The sequence below is a fragment of the Lentibacter sp. genome (assembly GCF_965658795.1).
GTDB lineage: Bacteria > Pseudomonadota > Alphaproteobacteria > Rhodobacterales > Rhodobacteraceae > Lentibacter.
In genome coordinates this window covers 1-25,848 of record NZ_CBFHTG010000018.1, presented here as the reverse complement: position 1 = coordinate 25,848, position 25,848 = coordinate 1, and the positions used below count along the sequence as shown (strand labels likewise).

Below are 25,848 nucleotides of genomic sequence, written 5' to 3'. Positions count from 1 at the left end.
CCGTGATATTCAAATGAAGGATGCTCACCATGGCTCCCAAAGTTCTCGTCTCTGACAAACTCAGTGAAACAGCTGTCCAGATTTTCCGCGACCGTGGCATCGAGGTGGATTTCCGCCCCGAGCTTGGCAAAGACAAAGACGCGCTGGCCGCCGTGATCGGCGAGTATGATGGCCTTGCCATCCGCTCGGCCACCAAAGTCACGCCGACAATTCTGGCCAATGCGACCAACCTCAAAGTCATCGCCCGCGCGGGCATCGGCACCGACAACATCGACAAAGACGCCGCCTCCAAGAAAGGCGTCATTGTTATGAACACGCCTTTCGGCAACATGATCACCACGGCAGAGCACGCCATCGCAATGATGTTCGCTGTCGCGCGCCAGATCCCTGAAGCCTCTACCAGCACCCACGCAGGCAAATGGGAGAAGTCGAAGTTTATGGGCGTTGAGCTCACCAACAAGACCCTCGGCGTCATCGGCGCAGGCAACATTGGCGGGATTGTTTGTGACCGCGCCCGTGGCCTCAAGATGAAGGTTGTGGCCTATGACCCCTTCTTGTCCGAAGAGAAGGCGGCCAAGATGCAGGTCGAGAAAGTCGAGCTTGACGAGCTTCTGGCGCGCGCTGATTTCATCACACTGCATGTGCCGTTTACCGAGGCGACAAAGAACATCCTCAGCCGTGAAAATCTCGCCAAAACCAAGAAGGGTGTCCGCATCATCAACTGCGCGCGTGGCGGCTTGGTTGACGAAGAGGCACTGGCCGATGCGCTCAAGTCGGGCCATGTTGCCGGCGCGGCCTTTGATGTGTTCTCCCAGGAACCCGCCACAGAGAACCCGCTCTTTGGCCTGCCCAATGTCGTCTGCACGCCACACCTTGGTGCCGCCACCACAGAGGCGCAAGAAAATGTTGCGCTGCAAGTGGCCGAGCAGATGTCAAACTACCTGCTCACAGGCGCCGTTGAAAACGCGCTCAACATGCCAAGTGTGACAGCCGAAGAAGCCAAGGTCATGGGGCCCTGGATCTCGCTGTCGGGCCACCTTGGCAACTTCATCGGCCAGCTCACAGACGAGCCGATCAAAGCCATCAATATCCTCTATGATGGCGCGGCCTCGGGCATGAACCTCGAAGCGCTCAACTGCGCGGTTGTGGCCGGTATCATGAAGACAGTGAACCCTGACGTGAACATGGTCTCCGCGCCCGTCATCGCCAAAGAGCGCGGCGTGAAAATCTCGACAACAAGCCAGGATAAATCAGGCGTGTTTGAGGGCTATGTCAAAGTCACCGTTGTGACCGACAAGCGCGAGCGCTCCATCGGTGGCACGGTCTTCTCTGATGGCAAGCCGCGCTTCATCCAGATCAAAGGTATCAACATTGATGCCGAAGTCGGCCGCCACATGCTCTACACAACCAACTCCGATATGCCGGGCATCATCGGGACATTGGGCCAGACCATGGGCGAAAACGGCGTCAACATCGCCAACTTTACCTTGGGTCGTGCCGCGGCAGGCGGCGAGGCCATCGCGTTGCTCTATCTTGATGCACAGCCAGATGAGACCGTGCTGCAAAAGCTCAAGGATACGGGCATGTTTGGTCAGGTGAAATCACTCGAATTCGATGTCGCCTAACGGCACTTGACCAACCTTTGGAAAAAGCAAAAGGCCCGCCATCTGCGCGGGCCTTTTCATGTCTTTCTTTTTGCCCGAAATATCCCAGGGGGTCTGGGGGACTGGTCCCCCAGTTTTGCCTGAGGTCTGGGGGACTGGTCCCCCAGCTGGTCGGATTTGGCGCAGCCAAATTCGAAGCCACCTTAGCCCTTGAGGTCCATCCACGCATCATATTGCGACAGATAAACCTTGCCCGTCAGAGCCCCCAGAAAATGGCTGCGCTCAAGGCGGTCCATCACGGGGCCTTTCACCTCGCTCAAGTGCAGTTTGATGTTCATGTCCTTAAGCTTAAGGTTCAGCGCCTCAAGACTTTCCAGTGCCGACAGGTCCACTTCGTTCACCGCCGAGAACATCAGCACCACATCGCTCAAGGGCTCGTCGCACACGACCCGCGCGCTGACATAGTCTTCCAGAAAGCGCGCATTGGCAAAATAGAGGCTTTCATCGACCCGAAGGGTGACAAGATGGGGCTGCGTTTCCACCGCGTGGCGGTGGATGTTGCGAAAGTGCTGGGTGGTTGGCACAAGGCCCACTTCCGCGACATGGGGGCGCGAGGTGGCATAGAGGTGCAGCGCAATCGAGATGAGAACGCCAGCCGAAACGCCGATCTCCACACCCAGCCCGAGCGTGAGCACGATGGTCGTCGCGACAGCGGCGAAATCAACCTTGGAATAGCCCCAGGCCCGCTTCAGGATGCCAAGGTCAACAAGGCCGAGCACAGCCACAATGATGGTCGCGGCCAAAGTGGCTTTGGGCAGGAAATAGAGCAGCGGCGTGAGCAAAAGCGCGGCCAGCAAAATTCCGATGGCGGTGAAAGCCCCGGCCGCAGGTGTTTCGGCCCCGGCATCAAAGTTTACAACAGAGCGCGCAAAGCCGCCTGTCACAGGGTAGCCCCCCGAGATGGCCGCCGCGATATTGGAGGTGCCAAGGCCGATCAGCTCCTGGTCCGGTTCGATCCTCTGGCGCTTTTTGGCGGCCAAAGTCTGCGCCACCGAGACCGACTCGACAAACCCGATCACCGAAATCAGCAGGGCTGAAACGAAGAGGTCACTCCACAGCGACGGGCTGAAGGAGGGCAGCGTGAGCGGCGGCAGCCCCTGTGGCACAGCGCCCACAATCCTCACACCCGCCTCTTCAAGCCCGAGCGCCCAAGCGGCGAGAGTTGTGACCGCAACAGCCGCGACAGGCCCCGCTTTTGCGCCAAGGTCGGCCAGACGCGGGCGCAAGCCCGCGCGCAGAAGCAGGGGCTTCAGCCCTTTGCGCACCCAGAAAAGAAACCCCGTGGCCAAGACACCAATCACCAGCGTGGGCAGGTTTACAGCCCCCAGATGGCTGATCAGAGAGCCCAGAATTTGGGGCAAGCTATGGCCATGGGCCTCAACGCCAAAGATATGTTTGAGCTGGCTCGTGGCAATCAGCAGGCCTGAGGCCGTGATAAACCCTGCAATCACGGGGTGGCTGAGGAAGTTGGCCAGAAAGCCGAGCCTGAGCACACCCATCACCGTCAGCAGCGCGCCTGACATAAACGCCAGCGTGCCCGCCGCCAGCGCGATTGCGGCAGGGTCTGTCAGCCCGAGGTTACCAATAGCCGCCGCTGTCATGAGCGAGACAACCGCCACAGGCCCCACGGCCAGCGCACGGCTGGTGCCAAACACGGCATAGGCCACCAGCGGCAAGATCGAGGCATACAGGCCCATTTCGGGCGGCAAACCCGCCAGAAGCGCATAGGCCAGCGACTGGGGGATCAACATGATCGTGACGATAACAGCCGCCACCCCATCGCTCACAAATGTGTCGCGGTTATAGTCGCGCGACCAAGTCAGAATAGGCAGGTAGCGCCGCAGCGCCTTGGGCAGATGTGTCATATTCGCGTCCTCTTCGGTTCCTGATATATTCGGTAACCAGAATATGTAAAGCCAATTCCGCCCCCGCCATTGCCATCAACGGCAGGGAGCCTTAGCTAAACCCTATGACAGAGACGCTTTACGCCATCGGCGACATCCACGGCCAGCACGAGCTTCTGCTCGACGCGCTCACGCTCATCGAGCTGGACGGCGGCCCAGAGGCGCGCGTGGTGTCTGTCGGCGATCTGGTCGATCGCGGGCCAAACAGCCGCGCCGTGATAGAGACCTTTCTGCAAGGCCTGAGCGAGGGCCGCAACTGGACGGTGCTCATGGGCAACCATGACCGCCTGTTTGAGGCCTACCTGCGCACAGGCGCAACCACCCACCCCAAGATGCGCCCGGGCCTCACATGGCTTGATCCGCGCATCGGCGGGCTTGATACGCTGGCCTCCTACGGCGTTGACACGGGCCTGCCCGAGGCCGGGCTGCACGCCGCCGCCCGCGCCGCTGTGCCTGAGGCGCACGCGCGCTTCCTCGCGGGCCTGCCGCTCTATCATGAGGCGGCCGAATGCCTCTTTGTGCACGCAGGCCTCCAGCCGCGCCTGCCGCTGGCGTGGCAATCCGAGGAGGATCTGATCTGGATCCGCGACCCCTTCCTCAGCCATGAAGACCCGTTCGAGAAGCTGGTCGTCCACGGCCACACCGCCGTTGATGCGCCCGAGCACAAGGGCAACCGCGTCAACATCGACAGCGGCGCAGGCTTCGGCCGCGCGCTCACCACCGTGGTGATCGAAGGCACAGAGATCTTCACACTGGAAGAAGACGGGCGCGTGCCCCTCACTCCCGCCTGATAATCCCCGTGATCGCCGCCGCACCGAGGGCTGTGACGATCCAGCCCATGCCTTTCAAAACCCACCGTGACCACCATGCATACCAGCCCCACGGCCCCCGCGTGGTGGAGGGAGCCCATGCCTCTTCCTGTCCAAGCGCGATGATCGGCACAACAATATCCGCCGCATAGGCGTAGCGGTTGAAAGTTTCATAATCAGCACCTGCAGCACCTTTGGCTGACCAAGCTTTGGCTGGGTTGCTCTCAGTTTCTGCTGCTTGCTTCCACTCTGGCGTAGACAAGATCACATCAGAGTTGGGTGCAAAATCTCCAGCTTCATAAGCGGCATGGAAAATATAAACGCCTGCGGTGAAAAGTGGAACAAGCAAAATGGCGAGATTCCCTGGCCTATATCCATATCCGATGAGGGCATATAACCTATCCAAGAGCCATAGCCATAACCGCATAATAGCGTTGATCGGCCAGTAAAAAGAGAGACCAAGTGGCCATGTTTTTTGTCTGTTTGTTTGAAATATTCTACGTTGTTTCTCGACGAGAATTTGCCGTTGCAGCGCATATTGCCCCATATTCCATGAAACGGCAGCAAGCTGACGGTAGGGGAGCGGGCTAAAGCTGCCGTCATAGGCACAAGCCTTCGCGAGCCACGCAAGCCGTATGGGCGCATCCAGTGGGCCGTGGATCGAGCTATACTCGAACCCGTCAAGATAGAGGCGGTTCGCCATGTCCCAGCTGGCCGCGTCGTCGGAGAGACCACCAGTTCGCGCTCCTGCTAGGTTTATCTCGCCGCTCACGGCCTTTAAGTCGCGCCAATAAAACGCGGACATTTGGGTGCCTTGAGCGTTGAGCGCTTTTTCCTTTTCGCTTTCAAAGCTGCCGCCCGTGCAGGAAAGCTGCCCGCTGATCTGCGCGCCTGAAAGGCTGACCTCTCCCTTGGCGGTGAAGCCGCCGCTCAGGAAGACACTTCCCTTCACCTCAGCGCCTTGGGCGTTGAGCGCTTTTTCCTTTTCGTTTTCAAAGCTACCGCCAATGCATTCAAGCTCCCCACCGATCTGCGCGCCTGCAAGGCTGACCTCTCCCTTGGCGGTGAACCCGCCTCTCAGGAAGACATCGCCCTTCACTTCAGCGCGTTGGGCGTTGAGCGCGTGGCCATTTTCATTTTCAAAGCTGCCGTCCGTGCAGTCAAGCTGCCCACAGATCTGCGCGCTTGAGAGGCTGACCTCCCCCTTGGCGGAGAAGCCGCCCCTCAGAAAGACGCTGCCTTTCACCTCTGCGCCTTGTACGTTGAGCGCTTTTTCCTTTTCTTTTTCGTTTTCAAAGCTGCCGCCCTTGCAGGAAAGCTGCCCGCCGATCTGCGCGCCTGCAAGGCTGACCTTGCCCTTGGCAGAAAAGCCGTTTCTTAAAAATACATCGCCCTTCACCTCAGCACCTTGGGCGTTGAGCGCGTCGCCTTCTGCGTTCTCAAACGTGCTGTTGTCGCACTCAAACTGCCCGCCGATCTGCGCGCCTGAAAAGCTTACTTCTCCCTTGGCAGAAAAGCCGTTTCTCAGAAATACACCGCCCTTCACCTCTGCACCTTGGGCGTTGAGCGAGGGTAGTAAGCTACCTGATAGGCCAAGAGCCTCAAAGCGTGCGTTCATGGCATCTATGCCTTGGGTGAAGTGACAGAAGTTTAAACCTGTCACGCCGACAGCTGTGACCATCCGCAAGTCAAGCGCGCCGGTGATGTAGGCTCCGTAAAGATCAACACCCCATTCGTGTAAGTCACACCCCTCGCAGCCGCCCATAATCAGGTAGCGCAGCAGGTCTGCGCCGATTGTTCGGTCGTCGCTGGGGGCGGTGGGGCGTGTGCCGTCGCCAAGGGTGCATCCTCTGCCCGCGCGGCAGGCGTCAACCAGCGCCCTTTCTGCGGCTGTGGTCTGTTTTTTCTTAACTGCTTTTTCCCAATCGCTCCATGTGCGGATGGGTTTGCGGGCGGGTGTGTTCTGACTCATAAAACTCTCGATACCAATACGCGGTTTACTATGCGGGCTTGGGCGGGGAATTCAACAAAAGGTTGTGTGCTGCTGCCCTCTGTCTGTCCATACTGCTGTATGCACAGGATGCCACATAGGCTGCCCCACGCGGTTTGGCGGGCAAAATGACGCTCCGTTGTGCTTTTCATCAGGCGGGTGTTGGGCCTATGTTGGCGCAAGTTTTTACTCAGCATAGCGGGGACACTATGAGCGATATCGTAATTCTGGACGGCGCACGTACGGCCATCGGCACCTTTGGCGGAAGCCTTGCAGGCACAGCGCCATCCGCGCTCGGCGCGACCGTGACCAAGGCCGCTTTGGAGCGCTCTGGCGTTGAGGGCGCACAGATCGGGCATGTGGTGTTTGGCCATGTGATCAACACCGAGCCGCGCGATATGTACCTCAGCCGCGTTGCCGCGATGGAGGCGGGCATCCCTGATACAGCGCCGGCGATGAACGTGAACCGCCTCTGCGGGTCGGGCGCGCAAGCCATTGTTTCTGCTGTGCAATCTCTTATGCTGCAAGATGCGGACTTTGCTGTGGCGGGCGGGATCGAGTGTATGAGCCGCGCGCCCTACATCGTTCCGGCGCAGCGCTGGGGCCAGAAAATGGGCGACATCAAGACACAAGATATGATGCTTGGCGCGCTCAACTGCCCCTTCGGAACGGGCCACATGGGCGTGACCGCCGAGAACGTGGCCGCCGAGCACGACATCAGCCGCGAGGCGCAAGACGCCTTCGCAATGGAGAGCCAGATCCGCGCCGCAAAGGCGATCGAGGCGGGGTATTTTGCCAGCCAGATCGTGCCTGTCGAGGTGCGCGTGAAGCGCGACATGGTGCCCTTTGACGTGGATGAACACCCCAAGGCCACAACCCCCGAAGCCCTCGCAGGCTTGCGCACCGTCTTCCAGAAAGACGGCACCGTCACCGCCGGCAACGCCTCAGGCATCAACGACGGCGCGGCGGCTATGGTGCTTGCCCGCGCTGACGCGGCGGAGGCTGCCGGGCTCAAACCGCGTGCCCGTGTTTTGGGCTACGCCCATGCGGGTGTGCGCCCTGAGGTTATGGGGATTGGCCCCGTACCTGCGGTACAAAACCTGTTGGCGCGTACGGGCCTGAGCCTTGCAGATTTTGATGTGATTGAAAGCAACGAAGCCTTCGCGGCGCAAGCGCTTGCGGTGAACAAAGAGCTGGGTCTTGACCCTGCAAAGGTAAACCCCAACGGTGGCGCAATCGCGCTGGGGCACCCTGTGGGCGCGACAGGTGCAATCATCACTTTGAAAGCGCTCTACGAGCTTGAGCGGATCGGCGGCAAGCGCGCCTTGATCACGATGTGTATCGGTGGCGGGCAGGGTATTGCCCTTGCGATTGAAGCTATCTGATCTCGATAGAGGCGCGGGTTGCGCGGCCCTCTGCATCCACCACGCTCAGTTCAAAAAAACCTTGGGTCATCGGCCCGAGGGAAGCCTCTCGGCTGTGCAGCCCAAGCGCTTTTATCTCCCCGTTGGCAAAGACCGCATAGGGCGGTGTGCCGCCGCGTAGCTTGAGAATGAGCGGTAGCTCGGGGTCAGCAGCGAGCCGTGCGCCTGACGGAGGAAAGACGATGTCGGGGCGGCTGGCGTCAGCCCGTTTGAGCGCATCGCGGGTTTCAAAGCGTTGTAGGGGCTGTGGCAATTGTGCGTTGCTCACGATGAGCGTTTCTGGAGGCGGAGGCGCCAAGGGGGCTATTTGTGGTGCGACGTATTGAAAGACTTGCGCCAGCAAAGGGGCCGCGGTGCTGCGCGCAAAGGCCTGTTGCATGGGCGTACCGTCGGCGCGGCCCACCCAGACGCCGACAACATAGCGCCCGTCATAGCCCAGGGCCCAGTTGTCACGGTAGCCATATGACGTGCCTGTCTTGAAGGCGATGCCGTGGTTGAGCTGTGCATTTTCCAGCGGGGCTGAAGACAGGATTTCGCCAACTTGCCATGCGGCGGCAGAGGCTGTGACGCGTTGGCCGCTTGTAGGCTGTGGCGCATATTGGCTGAGTGTAACGGCCCTGCCGTGTTGGGCAAAGCTGGCGTAAAGTGTGACCAGATCGTGCAGAGAAAGCCCGACGCCGCCAAGCCCGACGGCTAGGCCAGCCTTGCTGCCTTGTAGCTGCGGCTGCAGCCCCGCGCGCTCCAGCCGTTGCATGAAGCGCTCGGGGCCAATGCGCTCGAGCAGGCTAACGACGGGAATGTTGAGCGAGAGTTGCAACGCTTCGCGCAGCTTGATTTCGCCGCGAAACTGGCCGTCAAAGTTGCTCGGCGTATAGGTGCCAAAGCGCACGGGGGCATCTTTGATGAGGGTTTCGGGGTGGGCCAAGCCGAGGTCGAACGCCATGGCGTAAACCAGTGGTTTGAGCGCCGATCCGGGGGACCGGGTTGCGCGGGTCATGTCGATGTAGGCCTTGCGGGCGGTGTCGTCTATTTCAGCGGCAGAGCCAACAGACGCAAGGATCTCGCCGCTTGTGTGATCGGCCACCATAAGCGCGATGGTGACATTGGGCTCAAGGCGGTTGAGATGTGAGGCTGCGAGGCTTTCAAGGCGGTTTTGAAGCCCAGCATCAAGTGTCAGCAAGATCTGCGCTTGTTCTGGCTGCTCAAGCCGTGCGCGCTCGGTGGTGTGAAAGGCTGTGGCTGGAAACGGTTTGAGGCTGGAGGAAACCGCGGTGCGGCGTGCAGCAGAGGTGGCTTCTGAATGAAATACCCCTGCCTCTTCAAGGCGTTCCAGAGCCGCATCGCGCGCGGCTTGGGCCACGCGTGCGCCGCGGTCGGGCCGGCGGGCTTCTGGCGCTTGGGGCAGGGTAACCAGCAGAGCGATTTGCGCAGGCGTGAGGCGCTTTGGCCCTTTGCCGAAGTAGGCATAGCTGGCTGCACGCACGCCTTCCAGGTTGCCACCAAAGGGCGCGTGGGTGAGGTAAAGCGTAAGGATTTCTTCTTTGCTGAGCCGCTGTTCGAGCGCCAGTGCCAGCTGCATTTGGCGCAATTTTCCGCTCCAGCTTCCTGTGCGGCCATTTTCGAGCAGCCGTGCGACTTGCATGGTGAGAGTTGATCCGCCCGAGACAATGCGACCGTTCCAGAGCGCTTGCCAGCTGGCCCTAATGAGCGCGCGGGCGTCGACACCTCTGTGTTGAAAGAAGCGCTTGTCTTCATAGGCCAGGAGCGCCTCAATATAGGTCGGGTCAACATCAGCTATCCGTGTGGCGAGCCGCCAGCGCCCGTCTTCCACAGGAAAGGCGCGGAGAAGCTCTCCACCACGCGCGCGCACTTCCACCGAGGTTTCGTGAAGCAGCGGGGGAAGCACTGCGTCTTGTGTCCAGCGGTTCAGCCCGTCATGTGCGCCTGCAAAGAGGGCCATGGCGCAGGTTGCGGCGAGCACAGCATGACGGATCATTTTGGCGATACTGTCACCTCGCCTGCTGCGGTGTGAGCGCGATAGATCGGGCGGTACATGTCCTCGACCGTGGCTGGCGCGTGGTGGTAACGCCCCGGTGTGACAGCGCGCACGATATAGGCCAGCTCGACAGTTTCACGCGCGCTTGCATTGACAGCGGCGAGAAAGCGCTCGGCGCGGAACTCGGTGGTCTCGGTGCGTGACGGTGTCAGCCAGCTGAGCGCGCCAATGTCACCGCTTTGCAAGAGGTTGGGATTGTCGATTTCAAAGCCCGCCGGGAGCGGATCATTGATCATGAGGCGTGCGGATGCGTTCTCAAAAGAGTTGACCTTGAGATGGGTGACCAAGCGCTCACCTGCAACCACATCAAGTGCGTCAACAGGCACACCATCGAGCGTGTAATACTGGCGTGTGATGCTGTAGCCATAGCCCCCCGCCTCTGGCGCCACGCGGGGCACACCAAAGGTTGTAAGGGTGATGTCTGTCGCGTCATTGTTTGTGTTTGTCAGGGTCTGGCCTTGCAGCAGCTCTGCGTGATCAAGTTGTAAAACAGGTAGATCGAGGCTCTCACCATTGAGCGTGAGGCTTGGCGCTGCGCCAAGGAGTGAGTCAACGGCGAGCAATGTCCAGACCATCTCTTGAGTTGAGTGGCGGCCTGTATCGCCGGTGATCCGCTCGGCGAGGGCTGCGAGGTTTACGGCCTTGCTGCCGGCTTCCTGACCAAGGGCAATCACTGCGGCTGTGTCGCGGTGGCGGGTGCCGTAATCGGCGCGCCACGTGTAGCTTTGTGGCCCTGCCATGCGCGAGATTGCGTCAACGGCGCTGGTGAACATGGCATCTGCGCGCAGCTGATCGCCGTGATAGGCAAGAGCGGCTCCCAGCTGGGCCTTTCCCATCGGTGTGTTAAAGGCCCGTTCCTTCACATCGGCATAGTAGCGCAGATCAGACACAGCTGTTTGGCCTTCTCGGGCCAGAACATAAAGCGCGTAGGCCAGGTCGCCGCCCTCACTGTCAAAGTCGCCATAATTGTTCACGCGGTTGGTGAGGTTGCCGAGCGCATTCTTGAAGGCGAGGTCAGGCACATTCAGGCCTTGGGCGCGGGTGCGGCTGAGAAAGTCGGTGACATAGGCGTCAAGCCACAGGTCTCCAGACCCGGGGTACCAAAGGCCAAAGCTGCCAGAAGAGGACTGCCGTGTCAGGATGCGTGCAACAGCTTTTTCAACGCGTTCGTTCACATCGCTACGTTGGGTCAGGCCGAGGCCCTCTGTGACAGCAGAGAAGTAGAGCAACGGCATGGCTGTCGAGGTGAGCTGCTCGGTGCAGCCGTAAGGGTAGCGGTCGAGTTTGGCCAGAAGGCTGGCAACATCGAACTTCGCAATCGGCCCTGCCGATACCAGCGCGCGGGTCGTTTCGCCGCGGTAAGCTTCTGTCAGATTGGCATCTAGAATAAAGCTTTTTGTCCCCGCCAGAGAGAGGCGGCGGGTTGTGGAGACTTCGGGGTCAAGGCGGCGCACAGGAAGTGTGAGCGTCTTTGTGAGGGTCTCTCCTTCAGGCGATGTCAGAGTGATTGTAATCTCATGATCCCCCTCGGTTGCAGCGCTCATAGGCACGGTGAAGACAGCCTGTTCGCCCTCGCCCAGCGAGAGCTTGGCAGGCAAGCTGCTTTTGACCAGCTCAATCGCCGTGGAGGCCAGCTCAAGGCCAACAGCACCTGTCGGGCCATCTGCATGGGTGATCTCAAGGCGCAGCTGGCTTTGGTCGCCGGGCGAGAGATGGTTTGGCAAGCTGACGCTAAGCACAATCGGATCTCGTATGATCACATCTTTGTTTGCCGCCCCAACGCCGGTGGGCGACCAGACAACAGCCATGAGCCGCAAGGTGCCGTTGAACTCGGGCACGTCAAATGCAATATTTGCCATTCCATCTGCCCCGATTTCGACAGGGCCCTGGAAGAAGGTGACAAGCTCGTCAGTCGGGGGCGGGCCTTCAAGGCCTGCTGCTCCGCCAGCATCTCCACCCGAGCGGATGCGCCCGAGGTTGCCTTTGGAGGCATCAATCAGACGGCCATAAATGTCGCGCAGTTCGACACCGAGTTTGCGTTTGCCAAAGTAGTGCTCTTTGGGTGCGGGCGGCTCAAAACCTGTGAGGTTGAGGATACCTGCATCCACGGCTGCGAGGGTCACAAAAGCGGTTTCTCCTGCGGCCACGTTGTTTGCTTTGATGGCCACTTGAAGAGGTTGGCGCGGCTTGGTGAGATCAAGAGAGAGCAGCTCCACATCAAGCGCCTTATCGGCGGGGTCAACACTTGCGTAGGCAAGGCCTATAGAGCGGGTTGGCAGGAAGCTGTCGTCCATACCCATCGGGCTGATGTGGGTGACAGTGACATAGGCGCCTGCGCCCCAGTCTGCGCTGACTTGCATCGGGATGAGATTTTCTCCTGCGGTCAGATCAACCATCTTGGTGGAGATGAGACGGTCTGACATGACTTGTACCATGGCTGTGCCAGCGCTGCGTGGCAGCACGCGGAGTTGAACGTCATCGCCCACTGTGTAGCTTTCACGATCAAGAGACAGCTCTAGTGTGTCAGGGGTGCTGACTGCGCCGCCAACGTTGTACCAGCCTGCATAAAATGAGTCTGAGGCCGAGCTGTAGGCACGCCCTTCTAGCTCGACGACAAGCTCGTATTCGCCCCAGTCAACAGGGGCGGTCACGGTGCCTTTGCCACCTGCCAAGCTCACTTGGCCTGACAGCTCTTTGGTGCGGGTTATGATAGGTTCCCAGTTCCAATTGCCGTTTTGTTCATACCATTGGTAGCGCGTGTTAACGCGGTTGAGAGTCCAGCGTGCGTCTGCCGACATGGGGATGCGGTTGGCCGCGAGCACCATGATATCAAACGTGGCTTCGGTGCCTTCGGAGACAACGCCGTCAAACAGTGGCTTGAGGCCCACGAGGGGTGTTGTGCTTTGCACGGGGCGTGTTGCACTGCGCTCGACAGGGCGGCCTGAGCCCTCGGCAACTTGCAGGCGCACTGTGGCTTCCAGCGGCAGGCCCAAGGCGTCGGCCTTGGGCAAGGCGAGGGGGATTGTTGCGGTGCCTGTTGCGTCTGTTTGAGTAGAGGGCAGGGCATCAGACACCGTGCGGAAGCCGGCTGTGTAAGGCCCGAAGGTAAAGCCCGGGTAGGCCTCGAGCGTGCGGTTGGCACTCAGGCTGATGCGGCCCTCGACCGTGAGATCGGCGGCAGGCGCACCAAAGAGATAGGCGGCCTTGAGCCTGGCATTTGTGGGCATGTCTGCGCTGAGTTCGGTGGCTTCAATTTCGATGTTAAAGTCGATCCGCTCGGGCAGAAAATCTTCCACCAGAACAGTTGTGCTTGTCAGGGCATCTCCGTCTGCTGCGCTGCGCATCTCGAGCGTCCAAGCGCCACGTGGCGCACTTGTGGCGACGGGCATGGCAAAGACGTGACCTCCCGCGTTGCCTTGGGCCGAGAGCTGGCGGCTGTATTCGACACCGTCAGGGCGCAACAGCACCGCTGTTATAGGGAGGTCTTCGAGGGCCTCTGCTTTCGTGTTACGGACCAGCGTTGTTGCGAATATCGTGTCGCCTGCGCGGTAGGCTCCCCTGTCGGTTGTCAAAAACAGATCAAGCGCTTTGGGGGCATTGCGGCCAGAGACGCCCCTGTCGGAGAGGTCAAATGCCGGGTCTGTCAGAGAGAGGAATGCCAAGTCTTCGTTGCCGCTATGCGCCAAGACCATGGCTGGTTCAGCGCCGCTTTTGCCTGCTGTGAGCGCGGCAGGGAACTGTGCCGCGCCAGACGCGTCTGTCATGGCCTCGGCGATGATACGGTTGGCACGCGACACAAGCTGAACTTTCGTTCCGCTCATTGGCTGCGCTGTCTTGAGGCTTTTTACAAAGACATGGAGGCCGTCATTGCCTGCTGCGGTGCTGAGGCCAATGTCAGACAGGACAAACCATTGCTGAGCGACGCTGTTATATGGCTCCGTGTCGCCTTTGACTGCGGCGCTCAAAACATAGATGCCCGCAGGCTGGCCTGCGATGGCCTCGCCAATGGGTAGGCGCGTTGTGACGTCTTGGTTGAGGGCACCATCGGTCAGGCCTGTGCCGCTCCAGATTTCGTCGCCGATGACGCCACCTAGCTGACTCTCTTGATAGCGGTAGAGCGGCTGCGCAAAGAGTCCGTCTTGCATGGCGCGCAGCAGGTTACGGTCGCTGACGCGGCGCAGGGTCAGGTCAAGTTCGGGCGCGTTGACCGTTTGTACAGGCAGGCTTGCCTCGCCGCCAAGAGGCAGCACGTAGCCACGGCCCGGGAAGCTTGCGCTTGCCACGCGGTCGCGCACATAGAAGCTCTAGATCACATCGCGGTCGAGCCCCTCGCCGCTTTGCGCGGGCAGGCCGGCGCGAAAGGTGACGCTGTAGCGTGATCCGAATTCAACACCTGAAATGCAGAGTTCATCGCCCTCGGCCTGAACGGCAAACCGGGGGTCAGGGAGGGCGAGGAACCGTGCGAAATCTTCTTCATCTTTGGAGAGCGGCTCATTGAACTCCACGCAGATCTTGGGGTTTGCGGTTTCGGCTTCAACGTCAGTTGTCACAATGCGGAAGCCGTATTTGGAACGTGCTTCGGCAAGCGCAACAGAAATTTCGGGTGCTGACGAGAGAGACTGAGCCAGTTTTAATGCCGGAATCATATCACGACCGCGGCCCAGCTCTTGCAATGTGTTGGCCATGGTCTGGAGGGCTTGGGCGCGTGTTTCTGCTGCGCTTGCGCGCAGATATGCGTTGATAGAAGCCATCAGGGCATCGTTGGTAAAGCGGCGTCTATCGCTGCGTTGGGAAGGCTTGTACCGATCAATAAAACCGCTGTAGCTGGCCCAGTCTTGGGCTGTGTCTGTACGGGCTGTGACAGCTCCCATCCAGCGCCATGCGGAAAAGAGATCACCTGTGACTGCACGGTCTCTGGCGGTGTCGCGCATTGCGGTGGTGCTCCACTGGGCGTCGGGGTGCTTGTCTGCCAGCCCTGCGGCGAAGGCGCGGGCGTTTTGCAGATCACGCGGTTTCAGGAAGCTCAGCTCTTGGGCGCGGGTTTCGGCCAGGGCGATCACCTCAGGCGCATAGGGGCGCATTGCGACAGATTTGGCGCCCTCAAAAAACAGCTGGTCGTATGCGCCAGACTTGGGAAAGCAGGCATTCGACTTGGTGTTGAAGGTATAGGCGACACAGGCTTCAAGGGCGATGCATGCGCGCTGGCAGGAGGGCTCGTCAGTATCAAAGAGCTGTTGAAGGTCGTTTCCGACAAGGTCTGTGTTGAGAAAAACGGTCATGTGCCGCTCAGGTAGAACGGCTTGAGCCACCGCCAACGAGCTTGAAATGAGCAAAAGGAACAGCGTGGCAATAAATTTTTTCATGAAACCCTCCGTGAGTCGTCTTTATCGTCGCACGGTAAGACCATTTCACGCAATGTTTTGCATCGTCGTTAAACAGGTCTTCACGTTGTTTGGGCTAGTTTGTGGGTAAGACACTCGCAGCATGGTGGAGAAGCAAATGAGCCTGGTGGACAAGCTCACGCAAGAAAGGCGCTCGCGGCTTGCGGCCGAGCGCCTGCTTGAGCAGAAGCAGGCCGAGCTTTTTGCGGCAAACCAGAAGCTGGGGGCGCATGCCAAAATGCTCTCTGCCCAGATTGTCGAGACACGTGCCGAAGTCAAAAATGTGCGCGATGAAAACCAGCGGGTTAAGTCTGACCTGTCTGTTGCCAACAAAAAGATCGAGATTGCCGAACGCAGGCTTTGGCTTTCGATCCAGTCGATCAATGACGGGTTTGCCTTTTTTAATTCTGACAGCCAGATGATCATGGCCAACAAAGCCTACCTTTGGGCGTTTGACGGGCTGGAAGAGGTAACGACTGGGGTAACCTACATCACGCTTCTACAGTTGCTCACCGATGAGGGCATCGTTGACCTTGCAGGCGAGGCGCCAGCAGAATGGCGCGCGCGGATGCTGGCACGCTGGCAAAGCATTGACCCCGCTCCAGAGACGATCCGGCTCTGGAATGGAGAATATGTCAAACTTATTGACCAGCGTGGGCACGGTGGCGATGTGGTGAGCCTCGCGCTTAATATCTCCGAAACTGTGCGTTACCAGCGCGATCTAAGAGAGGCCCGCGACAGTGCTGAAAGCGCGGCGCGTGCCAAATCGGCTTTCCTCGCCAATATGAGCCATGAGATCCGTACCCCCATGAACGGTGTTGTCGGGATGGCCGAGCTTCTTATGGATACGGCTCTGGACGAAGAGCAGGAGCTTTTTGCCAAGACGATCAAAAACTCAGGTGAAGCTCTTTTGGTGATCATCAATGATGTGCTCGATTTCTCCAAGCTTGATGCCGAAAAAATGGTGCTACAGCACCAGCCGTTTGATCTGGATACGGCGATCCACGAGGTCGTTCTGTTGATGCAGCCTGCCTTGCAGGGCAAGGAGGTGCAGATCGTTGTGGACTACGATCTGTTTATGCCGACGCAGTTCGTCGGGGATGTCGGTCGGTTGCGCCAAGTGCTGACAAACCTGATCGGCAATGCGGTGAAGTTTACCAGCGCGGGGCATGTGCTGGTGCGGGTGGTGGGTGTCTTTGATGCGGCGGCGCGCAAGACGCGGGTGCATGTCACCGTGCAAGACACAGGTATCGGTATCCCTGAAGACAAGCTTGCGCATGTCTTTGGCGAGTTCAATCAAGTGGAAGATGAGCGCAACCGCGCGTATGAGGGTACGGGGCTGGGCCTTGCGATAAGCCAGAAGCTTGTCAAAATGATGGGTGGCGAGATTTGGGTGGATTCCGAAGTCGGGGTTGGCTCCAGTTTTGGCTTCAAGGTGGAGCTGGCGACCGAAGCTCAAGCCGAAACAAGCACGCTAAAGCCCATCCATGGTAAGGCCTTGTTGCTTGAACCCTCTGATATTTTGGCTGAGCTGGCTCAAAAGCAAATGACAAAGCTTGGTTTGGCTGTAGAGCGCTGCGCAACGGTTCCTGATGCTTTGGCTTGTTTGAAGCCTGAGACATCGCTGGTGATGGCGGATAGTGATTTTGTGGGGCACGATCTGTTGGCGTCACTGGAGGCAGCAGAGTTTGGCGGGCGCGTGCTGCTTCTGGGCCCTCAGGCGAGCGGGCTTCAGGCCGAGGGTGCAGGCCGATTGGATGTGCAGCATTTGCAAAAACCTCTGAGCCGCCGCGCCCTATTGGACAAACTGTTGCAGGAAAAAGAGCCTGAAGAAGCCGCAGCGGCTGAAACATCTGATGTGGAGGTGATGACATCGAGCCAGCGGAAAATGCGTGTGCTTGCGGCTGAAGACAACAAGACCAACCAGTTGGTGTTTCGTAAGATGGTCAAGGCGCTGGATATTGATCTTAAATTCGCAGGCAACGGTGTGGAGGCGGTTGCGCTTTATCAGTCGTTTGAGCCTGACCTCGTGTTCATGGATATTTCCATGCCAGAGATGGACGGGAAAGAAGCGACAAGACGGATCAGAGCGCTGGAGGCCGAAAGCGGAAGACATACGCCTATTTTTGCGCTCACGGCACATGCGATGGCGGGAGACAAAGAAGAGATCATGGCGGCAGGCATGGATGCGTTTCTCAACAAGCCTCTGCGCAAGGCCGAGATCTATGGTGCAATCGGCGACCATCAACCAACCGATGCGGCACCTGTTATTGTCGAGACCGCGCCCTAGCCCGCGCGCAGGAAAGCAGGTTTGTCTGGCGTTGAAAGCTCGGGTGCATAGGCATAGCCACCCGTATCAAACTCCTTGAGGGCCTCGGCTTCTTTGATACGGTGCTGGATGATATAGCGCGCCATCGCCCCGCGTGCTTTCTTGGCATAGAAGCTGACAATCTTCGGGCCTTGCGGTTTGTCTTCATAGAACATGGGCGTGACAACCCGCAACTTTAGCGCGGCAAGGTCGACCGCGCCGAAATATTCCTGACTGGCGCAGTTGACGAGCGTGTCTGCTCCAACGGCCGCGCCTTCGGTATTCAGTTGGTCGGCGATGGCACTGCCCCAAAACTCATAGAGGTTTTTGCCCTTCGGGTTTTTGAAGCGTGTGCCCATTTCCAGACGGTAGGGCTTGATCTCGTCAAGGGGGCGCAAGAGGCCGTAGAGCCCTGACAGAATGCGCAGGTGATCCCCTGCCCAGAGCAGCTCGTCTTCTTCCAGGCTTGCCGCCTCAAGGCCGGAGTAGGTGTCGCCATTGAACATGAGCGCGGCAGGTGCGGGCTGCATGGCCTCCCAGTTTTGGAACCGGTCATAGTTGAGTTTGGCGAGGTTATCGCTCAGGTGCATCAGTTTGGCGAGGTCGCCAGCGGTGAGCTTTGCGGCCTCGTGCGCCAGCTCTTCGGCGCGGGTGGCAAAGACGGGCGCGCTCACGGGGAGTTTGGCCGTAGCGTCTTCGTTCAGTTTCTTCGCAGGCGAAATTACTACCAACATGTGTCATGCACCCCCATGCATCAGGTCAAGAAAGGTCTCTCCAAAGCGCTCGGCGCGTTTGTCGCCGATCAGTCGCTCTAGTGCATCTAGGGACTGTGGCCGTGTTTGTGCAACCTTTGCCAGCTGCGAATTTGTCAGGCTGAGTGGTTTTTGAGTTCCGCAGGAGCCGCGCTGAAGCTTTTGGTGCGCGTCCATGAGCATATCAAACAGGCTGCCTGCAGGCTTGCCAGCGAGCTTGCGGCGCGCAGGGTGGGCCTTTGGTGTGTCGTCTGACAGAACAGAAAGAAAGTCGCGGCCATACTTCTCAAGCTTCTTTTGACCAACGCCGGGAATCATGGCGAATTCATCCAGCGTTTGCGGCTTGCGCTTGACCATTTCAACAAGGGTGCGGTCGTTGAATACGATGTAGGCCGGGAGCGCTGCCGCTTCCGCAAGAGCGCGGCGCTTTGCTTTGAGCGCTGAGAAAAGCGGTGCGTCTTCTTCAGAGACCAGCATTTTGATCTTCGGCCCGCTGCTGGCGGCAGCGGTTGTGATAAGGTCTTGGCGCAGGGTTAGCGCTTCTTCGCCCTTGAGCAAGGGGTGAGCCTTGCGTGTTACTTTCAGCGCGCCATGCGCGCGGGCATCGGGGCGGATGAGGTCGCGGCCCATAAGCTGGCGCAAAATCGCCTGCCACTGGACAGGGCTATAGGCGCCACCCACTCCGAATGTCGGCAGAGCGTCATGGCCGAACTGGCGGACCTTGTCTGTCATCTTTCCAAGCAGGATATCAACAATTTGTCCCGCGCCAAAGCGCTCTTCACTGCGCAGGATTGCAGAGAGCGCCATGCGAGCAGACTCGGTTGCATCAAAGGTTTCGGGGGGCTTCTCACAGAGGTCACAGTTGCCACAGGGCTCTGAGGCTTCATCAAAATAGCCAAGCAAAAGCTGGCGGCGGCAGCTTATGGCCTCGGCCAGCCCGAGGAGGGCGTTGAGACGTCCGTGATCGGCCTCTTGGCGCTCGGCGGGCGCGAGGCTTTCGTCAATCTGGGCGCGGCGCAGGCGGATGTCTTCGGGGCCGTAGAGTGTGAGAGTTTCGGCGGGCGCACCATCGCGGCCAGCGCGGCCGATTTCCTGGTAGTAGCCTTCGACCGACTTTGGCAGGTCAGCGTGGGCGACCCAGCGGATATCGGGCTTATCGACTCCCATGCCAAAGGCAATGGTGGCCACCACAATCAGCTCGTCTTCGGTGTTGAAGCGGTGCTCCACACGGCGGCGCTCGTCCGGGTCCATTGCGCCGTGATAGTGGCAGGCGTTGTGGCCCTCGTCGCGCAGGGCCTGCGCCAGCGCCTCGGTCTTGGCGCGCGTGGCGCAATATACGATTCCGCATTGGCCGCGCCGTGCGGCAACAAAGGCCAAAATTTGCTGGCGCGGTTTGTTCTTGGGCGAGAAGGCGAGGCTGATGTTGGGCCTGTCAAACCCCCGTAGAAAGCTGCGAGGCGGAACCCCGCCAAACAAGCGCGTTGTAATTTCTTCTTGGGTCTCTTTGTCGGCTGTTGCGGTAAACGCGGCCAGTGGGACATTGAGATAGCGCTGTAGTTCGCCGATGCGCAGGTAATCAGGGCGGAAGTCATGGCCCCATTGGCTCACGCAGTGAGCCTCGTCTACTGCGATCCTTGCAACTGAGGCGTCGCGCAGAATGTTGCGTGTGACGGTTGAGGACAAGCGCTCTGGCGCGAGGTAGAGAAGGCTCAGCTCGCCTGATCTGGCGGCCCGGATGACTGCGTCATTCTCTTCTTCAGAGGCTGCCGATGTGAGCGCACCCGCGGCAACACCTGCGGCTTGAAGGGCTGCAACCTGATCGCGCATGAGGGCAATGAGTGGCGAGATCACGAGTGTTAGCCCGTCGCTCATGAGCGCTGGCAGCTGGTAGCAGAGCGACTTGCCGCCACCTGTCGGCATGATGGCCAGTACGCTTTCGCCTGCTGCCACGGCAAGCACGATCTCTTCCTGCCCGGGGCGGAAGGCGTCAAAGCCGAAGACGGACTTTAGAAGCGCGTTTGCCGAAGCCATTTATCTGTTTCTCTTGCTGCTCTTTGCCCCTGTTTCTCACAGGGGCCATGGGCTGGCAAGCAGTGCTCAATAAAGGCTTGGCAAGAAGTAGTCGCGCAGAGCGATGATGATGATAAACACCACCAGCGGAGCCAGATCGAGCGGGTGTGTGTTGGGCAAAATGTTGCGAACAGGGCGGAACACAGGCTCAAACAGCTTGTTCAGGCCCTGCCATATCTGGGCAACAAGCGGCTGGCCGAGATTGAGCACCTGAAAGTTGATCAGCCAGCTCATGATCACGTGGACCAGAAGCAGCGTGAAGGCCACGTCGAGCACCAGTTGAAGCGTGTTGATAAGAGGGATCATGCGTTTGGCCTTTCAAGATGTATGCGCTTTACCTAGGGGGGCTGCCCGCAAAGGGCAAGGGATAGGCTGCGCACAAAATGTTGCGTTGCCGCGCCTTTCAATGTCTAGTCTTTTCAAAGCGAGCGGGGGCAGCATGACGCATTCCAAAGAGATTTCGGCACGAAAGCGGATTTGGGGTTGGTACTTTTTTGATTGGGCGAGCCAGCCCTACCACACACTTCTCGTTACCTTCATTTTTGGCCCGTTCTTTGCAAGCGTTGCTGCCCAGTATTTTCTGGGCACAGGGCTTGATGAGCAGGCAGCAGACGCACGTGCACAAAGCATGTGGTCTCTTGGTCTTGGCTTCATTGGCGTTTTCATCGGGTTGGGCGCGCCGTTTTTGGGGGCCTTGGCCGACAGCTCTGGGCGGCGCATCCCTTGGATATTCGGGTTTTCGCTGCTCTATGTTGTGGGTGCTTTCGGGCTTTGGTTTATGTTGCCCGATGGCTCCAACTTGTGGTGGGGCCTATGTGCCTTCGGTCTCGGATTTATTGGCGCGGAGTGGGCGCTTATCTTTATCAATTCGCAACTCCCTTCGCTTGTGAGCAATAAGGGAACGGGCGAAATATCGGGCTCGGGGTTTGCCTTTGGTTACCTTGGTGGCGTGCTGGCGCTGGCGATCATGCTCTTGCTGTTTGTGGAGCAAGCCAACGGCAAAACTCTGATCGGGCTTGATCCGGCTTTTGGCTTTGATGCCGCGGCGCGCGAGGGCACACGCTTTGTTGGGCCTTTTACGGCGCTGTGGTTCATTGTTTTCATGGTGCCGTATTTCCTTTGGGTGCGGGACGTTCCTGTGGCGGGGGCGGCCAAGGCAAGCGTATCTGCGGCGCTCGCGTCGCTTGGGCGGTCGCTGAAAAGCCTGCGCCACAATACGTCACTCGCGGCTTACCTTGGCTCGTCTATGCTGTATCGAGATGCGCTCAACGGCCTCTACAGCTTTGGCGGCGTTTATGCTGCGCTCGTGCTCAATTGGGAGGTGACGCAGATTGGCGTTTTTGGCGTGATCGGGGCGATTTCGGCTGCTTTGTTTAGCTGGCTGGGGGGAAAGCTTGACCAGCGCCTCGGCCCAAAGCCCGTGATCATTGTTGCGATTTGGCTCCTGATTGCGGTCTGCGTTGTTATTGTCTCGATGTCGCGCGAGATGTTCTTTGGTGCGCCTTTGGCGGCAGACTCCGCTCTGCCTGATTTCGTCTTTCTACTCTGTGGTGTGTTCATTGGTGGCCTTGGCGGCACGCTGCAAGCGGCCTCTCGCACGCTTATGGTGCGGCACGCAAAGCCCGAGGCTCCTACCGAGAGCTTTGGTCTTTATGGCCTTACAGGGCGGGCCACAGCGTTTCTTGCGCCCACGCTCATCGGGCTTGCCACGATGGTGAGCGGAAGTGCGCGGCTTGGGGTTTCTCCTGTGATTGGGCTCTTTCTTCTTGGGCTGGTTTTGTTACGGTGGGTTAAGCCCGAAGGAGACAGGAGCTAATTTTGAAAAAGTTTTTTGTGGTATGTGCGTTTAGTTTTCTTGCTGCCTGTGGTGCATCAGCGCCTGAAACCATGAGCACAAAAAGTGCTGCGCCCATTCCGGCGCACATGAAAAGCAAGCTCGCCAAACAGCTGTTTGGCGCAATGCCAAGTGGCTCAAACCAGTCGTCTGAACCGATTGGAAGCTATGCCAAAGGCTGTCTGGCAGGCGGTGTCGAACTGGCTGAAACGGGGCCGACATGGCAGGCTATGCGCCTGTCGCGCAACCGGAATTGGGGCCATCCCGAGCTTGTTGATTTCGTGCAGAACCTGTCACGTTTTGCCGCCACCCAACCCGGGTGGGACGGGCTCTATGTGGGGGATATGAGCCAGCCGCGTGGCGGGCCGATGCTGTCGGGGCATCGCAGCCACCAGATCGGGCTGGACGCAGATATATGGATGCTGCCACCCAAGCGGCTGAACCTCAGCGTAAGCGAGCGCGAGAGCCTGTCTTCTATTTCGCTACGCCGTGCCAATGGCGCGTACACCAATGGTAATTATACACGTCAGCATATGGAGATCATGAAGGCCGCTGCAAAAGATCCGCGCACGGCCCGTATCTTTGTCTTTCCGGGTGCCAAAGTGCGGATGTGTAACGAGGAAAAGGGCGACAAAAGCTGGCTGCGCAAAGTGCGGCCATGGTGGGGGCATCACTATCATTTTCACGTGCGCTTGAGTTGTCCGAAGGGAATGCGCGGCTGCGTAGACCAAGCCGCTCCGCCAGCGGGTGACGGATGTGCTGATGCGCAGACATGGGTGGACAATATCCTCAACCCGCCGCCCCCTGACCCTAACGCAAAGCCTGCAAAACCTCGTCGCGAGTACACTCTGGCTGATCTGCCCAATCAATGCGTTGGCGTTTTGCAGTCGCGCTAGGCGCGATAATCGCCGCGCTCTGCGGCTGGTACTGGCAGTCAGGGCACTCTGACGGGGTAGACTATCTCTCAAGCGAGGAGGTGCAAGCGCCTGCTGGGCGGCCAGATTTTGGCGGCCTCTCTGGCTTGGAACTTCGCGAAAACGGCAGTGGATACGCGCTTACGGACAGGGGCTATCTGTTTGAGATGACGGTAAATAACGGAGGGCATGCCTTTGGCGAGGCCGTTCGGCTGCGCGGAGCGGGTGGCGACGGGCTTGTGCCAAGAAAGCGCGACAGTGAGGGGCTTGCGCTGCTTGCGGACGGGCTCTTGGCCGTGTCGTTTGAAGGCGAGCACCGCGTTGATCTCTATGACACTGCGGGCGGCTTGGTGCGGGCTCTGGAGGTGCCGCTGGCCTTTGACAGGTTTGGCGGAAACGCAGGCCTTGAAGCGCTGGCGGTTGCACCTGATGGGGCTTTGGTGGCCATTCCCGAGCGCTCGGGAGATGTGCGGCGGGCTTTTCCTGCCTTTGTTTATAAGGCTGAGACGTGGCAGATGGCAGAACTCCCGCGGCGGGGCGCCTTCCTTCCTGTGGGGGCGGATTTCGGGCCAGACGGGCGGCTCTATGTGCTGGAGCGGGACTATTTGCTCAACGGGTTTCGCACGCGGATCAGGCGGTTTGCCTGGGATGGGCGGGCGCTTTCGGGCGAGGAGGAGCTGCTCAAGACCCGTTTCTGGACCCATGGCAACCTTGAGGGGATCTCTGTGCGGCAAACGCCCGAGGGGGTGGTTGTCGAGCTGGTGAGTGACAACAACTTCCTGCCGATCATGGCGACAAGTTTTGTGCGATACCGTGTAAAAACCCCTTGAAATAAGGGGTTTAGGGGCGTAGGAGGGCGGCGTCTGAAGGATCAGGCCAAGTCTCCGCAACCTTGAGAAAACGGAAATAAATGATGACCCGTACCTACCTTATTGGCGTTCTCGCCATGGCTTCCATTGTGGTGGCCTCCAACATTCTTGTTCAGTTTTTGTTTGGCCAATGGCTCACGTGGGGGGCGTTTACCTACCCGCTGGCCTTCCTTGTCACCGATGTGATGAACCGCATCCATGGCCCTGTTATTGCTCGTAAAATTGTGTTCGCCGGCTTTGTCGTGGGCGTTATTTGCTCCTTCATCGGCACGCAGATCATGGGCGAATTCGGCCCGCTGGTCACACTGCGGATAGCCATCGGCTCGGGGCTTGCCTTCCTTGTGGCGCAGCTGCTCGATGTGGCGGCGTTCGATGCGTTAAGATCGGGGAAATGGTGGCGCGCGCCGCTTGTTTCGACCCTTTTGGGCGCAAGCGTGGACAGCGCGATTTTCTTTACAATCGCTTTCTCGGGCGCGCTCAGCTTTATCGAACCCGCCAATGATGTGTCCTGGGCGGGGGAAATCCTGCCGCTTCTGGGCTTTGGCCCTGCGGCGCCGCTCTGGGTAAGCCTTGCTGTGGCCGACTGGGGCGTGAAGCTCTCGCTGGCCCTGCTCGCGCTGATCCCGTTTCGCATCATCGTGGGGCGCGTCACAAAAAATACACAACATTTTGTTTGACATATGCGCAGCCTGTGGCAGGCTGGCCCTATCGGAAACAACTGAAAGGAGGTGCTCTAGTGTCTAATGAGAAACTTGAGAAGTGTGTTGGGACAGTTCGGGAGGCGACGATCTAGGGCAGCCCCTAGGCGTAAAAATCCACGGATTGGTGAGCCCTAACCAGCCACCTCCTACAATCTCGGAGGGCCGTTCGACACGCATCGAACGGCCCTTTTACATTTCGACTCGACCTGCAAAAATGGGGGGGTGAAAAGCGTGCACCCCCCGTGCACCATGCGTGCACCGCCTTGAGGGATTTATGCCGTTAACCATTTCAGACAGCATCGAGATCGCCGATTGGGAACTTTCGGAAAATTTTGTGCGCTCAAGCGGCCCCGGCGGACAAAATGTAAATAAAGTATGTCCATTATTACTCCTTATTTACAAAGGCGTTCTTATTTGATAATCTGACCCAAAATGGTGTTTGATGATGAAACGTAAAGCTATCTCCTATCTTAGGATGTCTACGGATAGACAGCTTGAAGGTCATTCATTGGCAAGGCAAACTCAAGCAACTAAAGACTATTGTTTAGCCAATAACTTTGAGTTGATAGAGGAGTTAACGGACATAGGCGTGTCCGGCTACTCTGGTGCGAATAGCTCAAGAGGGCAACTTGGTGTTTTCTTTGAGGCGCTGAGAAACCGTGAAATAGAATCCAACACCGTTCTTATTGTTGAAAGTTTAGACCGACTATCGAGACAAGACCCCCTAACAGCAATGAGCCAGTTTAGTGAAATGCTAAGCTTCGGAATTGAGATACACACCCTCTTTGATCGACAGGTTTATTCCAAAGAAAGTATTGGAGCAAATGCTGGTCAGTTGTTTTTATCCATTGGTGCCATGGTTCGTGCACATGAAGAAAGTGCAACAAAAAGCAAAAGACTTAAGGCTGTTTGGTCAAGCAAGAAGAACGATCAAACGAGAATAGTCACAAGCCAGGTTCCTTTCTGGATAAATGTCAAGAAAGACAAGAACGGCAGAGCGGTATCTTTTGAACTTCGGGAGCCTGATGCTAACGTCATCAGGTCAATTTTTGCTTTTAGCATTAACCAGAACATGGGCGCTCAAACAATAACCTCATATTTAAACAAAAACATTAACGAATTCCCAAAGAGCCGAAGTAACAGCAGAAATAAGGATAACGGATGGTCTGAAA

The 25,848-nt window shown here is 58.4% G+C and carries 17 protein-coding genes and 1 pseudogene; 10 read left to right on the top strand and 8 right to left on the bottom strand.

Annotated elements, in window-relative coordinates; all coding sequences use genetic code 11:
• Window positions 1–29 precede the first annotated feature (29 nt).
• Window positions 30–1,625: a phosphoglycerate dehydrogenase gene (serA, locus tag ACTG3X_RS11875; protein ID WP_439111489.1), complete on the top strand. Its 1,596-nt coding sequence runs from the start codon at window positions 30–32 to the stop codon at window positions 1,623–1,625.
• Between the two features lie 182 nt (window positions 1,626–1,807).
• Here the strand turns inward: serA and ACTG3X_RS11870 are convergent, their stop codons facing one another.
• Window positions 1,808–3,529 (bottom strand): SulP family inorganic anion transporter, encoded by a 1,722-nt coding sequence (locus tag ACTG3X_RS11870; RefSeq protein ID WP_439111488.1) that lies wholly within the window; start codon window positions 3,527–3,529, stop codon window positions 1,808–1,810.
• Window positions 3,530–3,633: 104 nt separating this feature from the next.
• Here ACTG3X_RS11870 and ACTG3X_RS11865 point away from each other — a divergent pair, with 104 nt between their 5' ends.
• The gene (locus tag ACTG3X_RS11865; protein WP_439111487.1) at window positions 3,634–4,359 is read left to right on the top strand and encodes a metallophosphoesterase; all 726 of its coding nucleotides are present in this window, start codon (window positions 3,634–3,636) and stop codon (window positions 4,357–4,359) included.
• Here the strand turns inward: ACTG3X_RS11865 and ACTG3X_RS11860 are convergent.
• Complete coding sequence (locus ACTG3X_RS11860; protein WP_439111486.1) at window positions 4,346–6,349, bottom strand: hypothetical protein; 2,004 nt, start codon at window positions 6,347–6,349, stop codon at window positions 4,346–4,348. The two genes, ACTG3X_RS11865 and ACTG3X_RS11860, sit on opposite strands and share 14 nt — an antisense overlap.
• A 227-nt stretch (window positions 6,350–6,576) precedes the next feature.
• On the opposite strand from ACTG3X_RS11860, the gene ACTG3X_RS11855 reads away from it, so the two are divergent.
• Window positions 6,577–7,752 carry an acetyl-CoA C-acyltransferase family protein gene (locus tag ACTG3X_RS11855; RefSeq protein WP_439111485.1) on the top strand — a complete coding sequence of 392 codons (1,176 nt, stop codon included), beginning with the start codon at window positions 6,577–6,579 and terminating at the stop codon, window positions 7,750–7,752.
• Here ACTG3X_RS11855 and pbpC read toward each other — a convergent pair.
• Genes pbpC through ACTG3X_RS11840 form a run of 3 tightly spaced genes read right to left on the bottom strand, consistent with a single transcriptional unit; the run spans window position 7,745 to window position 15,210 of the window.
• Entirely contained in the window at window positions 7,745–9,787 is a 2,043-nt protein-coding gene (pbpC, locus tag ACTG3X_RS11850; protein WP_439111484.1) for a penicillin-binding protein 1C, read from the bottom strand. The genes ACTG3X_RS11855 and pbpC overlap by 8 nt on opposite strands.
• A complete protein-coding gene (locus tag ACTG3X_RS11845; protein WP_439111483.1) occupies window positions 9,784–14,142 on the bottom strand; it encodes an alpha-2-macroglobulin family protein in 4,359 nt (1,452 codons plus the stop codon). The genes pbpC and ACTG3X_RS11845 overlap by 4 nt, the downstream gene beginning before the upstream one ends.
• Before the next feature lie 9 nt (window positions 14,143–14,151).
• Window positions 14,152–15,210, bottom strand: a complete 1,059-nt coding sequence (locus ACTG3X_RS11840; RefSeq protein WP_439111482.1) for a PAN/Apple domain-containing protein — start codon at window positions 15,208–15,210, stop codon at window positions 14,152–14,154.
• 136 nt (window positions 15,211–15,346) lie between these two features.
• On the opposite strand from ACTG3X_RS11840, the gene ACTG3X_RS11835 reads away from it, so the two are divergent.
• A complete protein-coding gene (locus ACTG3X_RS11835; protein WP_439111481.1) occupies window positions 15,347–17,518 on the top strand; it encodes an ATP-binding protein in 2,172 nt (723 codons plus the stop codon).
• On the opposite strand, the gene yaaA is transcribed toward ACTG3X_RS11835, so the two are convergent.
• From yaaA to ACTG3X_RS11820, 3 genes are all read right to left on the bottom strand, one after another.
• Window positions 17,515–18,270 (bottom strand): peroxide stress protein YaaA, encoded by a 756-nt coding sequence (yaaA, locus tag ACTG3X_RS11830; RefSeq protein WP_439111480.1) that lies wholly within the window; start codon window positions 18,268–18,270, stop codon window positions 17,515–17,517. The two genes, ACTG3X_RS11835 and yaaA, sit on opposite strands and share 4 nt — an antisense overlap.
• A 3-nt stretch (window positions 18,271–18,273) precedes the next feature.
• A complete protein-coding gene (gene recQ / locus ACTG3X_RS11825) occupies window positions 18,274–20,319 on the bottom strand; it encodes a DNA helicase RecQ (RefSeq protein ID WP_439111479.1) in 2,046 nt (681 codons plus the stop codon).
• A gap of 66 nt (window positions 20,320–20,385) precedes the next feature.
• Window positions 20,386–20,664: a YggT family protein gene (locus ACTG3X_RS11820; protein ID WP_439111478.1), complete on the bottom strand. Its 279-nt coding sequence runs from the start codon at window positions 20,662–20,664 to the stop codon at window positions 20,386–20,388.
• Between the two features lie 133 nt (window positions 20,665–20,797).
• Between ACTG3X_RS11820 and ACTG3X_RS11815 the strand changes: the two genes are divergently transcribed.
• From ACTG3X_RS11815 to ACTG3X_RS11790, 6 genes and pseudogenes are all read left to right on the top strand, one after another.
• The gene (locus ACTG3X_RS11815; protein WP_439111477.1) at window positions 20,798–22,174 is read left to right on the top strand and encodes an MFS transporter; all 1,377 of its coding nucleotides are present in this window, start codon (window positions 20,798–20,800) and stop codon (window positions 22,172–22,174) included.
• Window positions 22,175–22,245: 71 nt separating this feature from the next.
• Window positions 22,246–23,088, top strand: coding sequence for a penicillin-insensitive murein endopeptidase (gene mepA, locus ACTG3X_RS11810; protein ID WP_439111476.1), 843 nt, complete (start codon window positions 22,246–22,248; stop codon window positions 23,086–23,088).
• The gene (locus tag ACTG3X_RS11805; RefSeq protein ID WP_439111475.1) at window positions 23,061–23,936 is read left to right on the top strand and encodes an esterase-like activity of phytase family protein; all 876 of its coding nucleotides are present in this window, start codon (window positions 23,061–23,063) and stop codon (window positions 23,934–23,936) included. The genes mepA and ACTG3X_RS11805 overlap by 28 nt, the downstream gene beginning before the upstream one ends.
• Before the next feature lie 83 nt (window positions 23,937–24,019).
• Window positions 24,020–24,652 (top strand): queuosine precursor transporter, encoded by a 633-nt coding sequence (locus ACTG3X_RS11800; RefSeq protein ID WP_439111474.1) that lies wholly within the window; start codon window positions 24,020–24,022, stop codon window positions 24,650–24,652.
• Between the two features lie 298 nt (window positions 24,653–24,950).
• Window positions 24,951–25,052 (top strand): annotated as a pseudogene (locus tag ACTG3X_RS11795) (alternative ribosome rescue aminoacyl-tRNA hydrolase ArfB); the annotation flags it as partial.
• Between the two features lie 69 nt (window positions 25,053–25,121).
• Window positions 25,122–25,848: recombinase family protein (locus tag ACTG3X_RS11790; RefSeq protein ID WP_439111473.1), on the top strand; the 727-nt coding region annotated here is incomplete at its 3' end.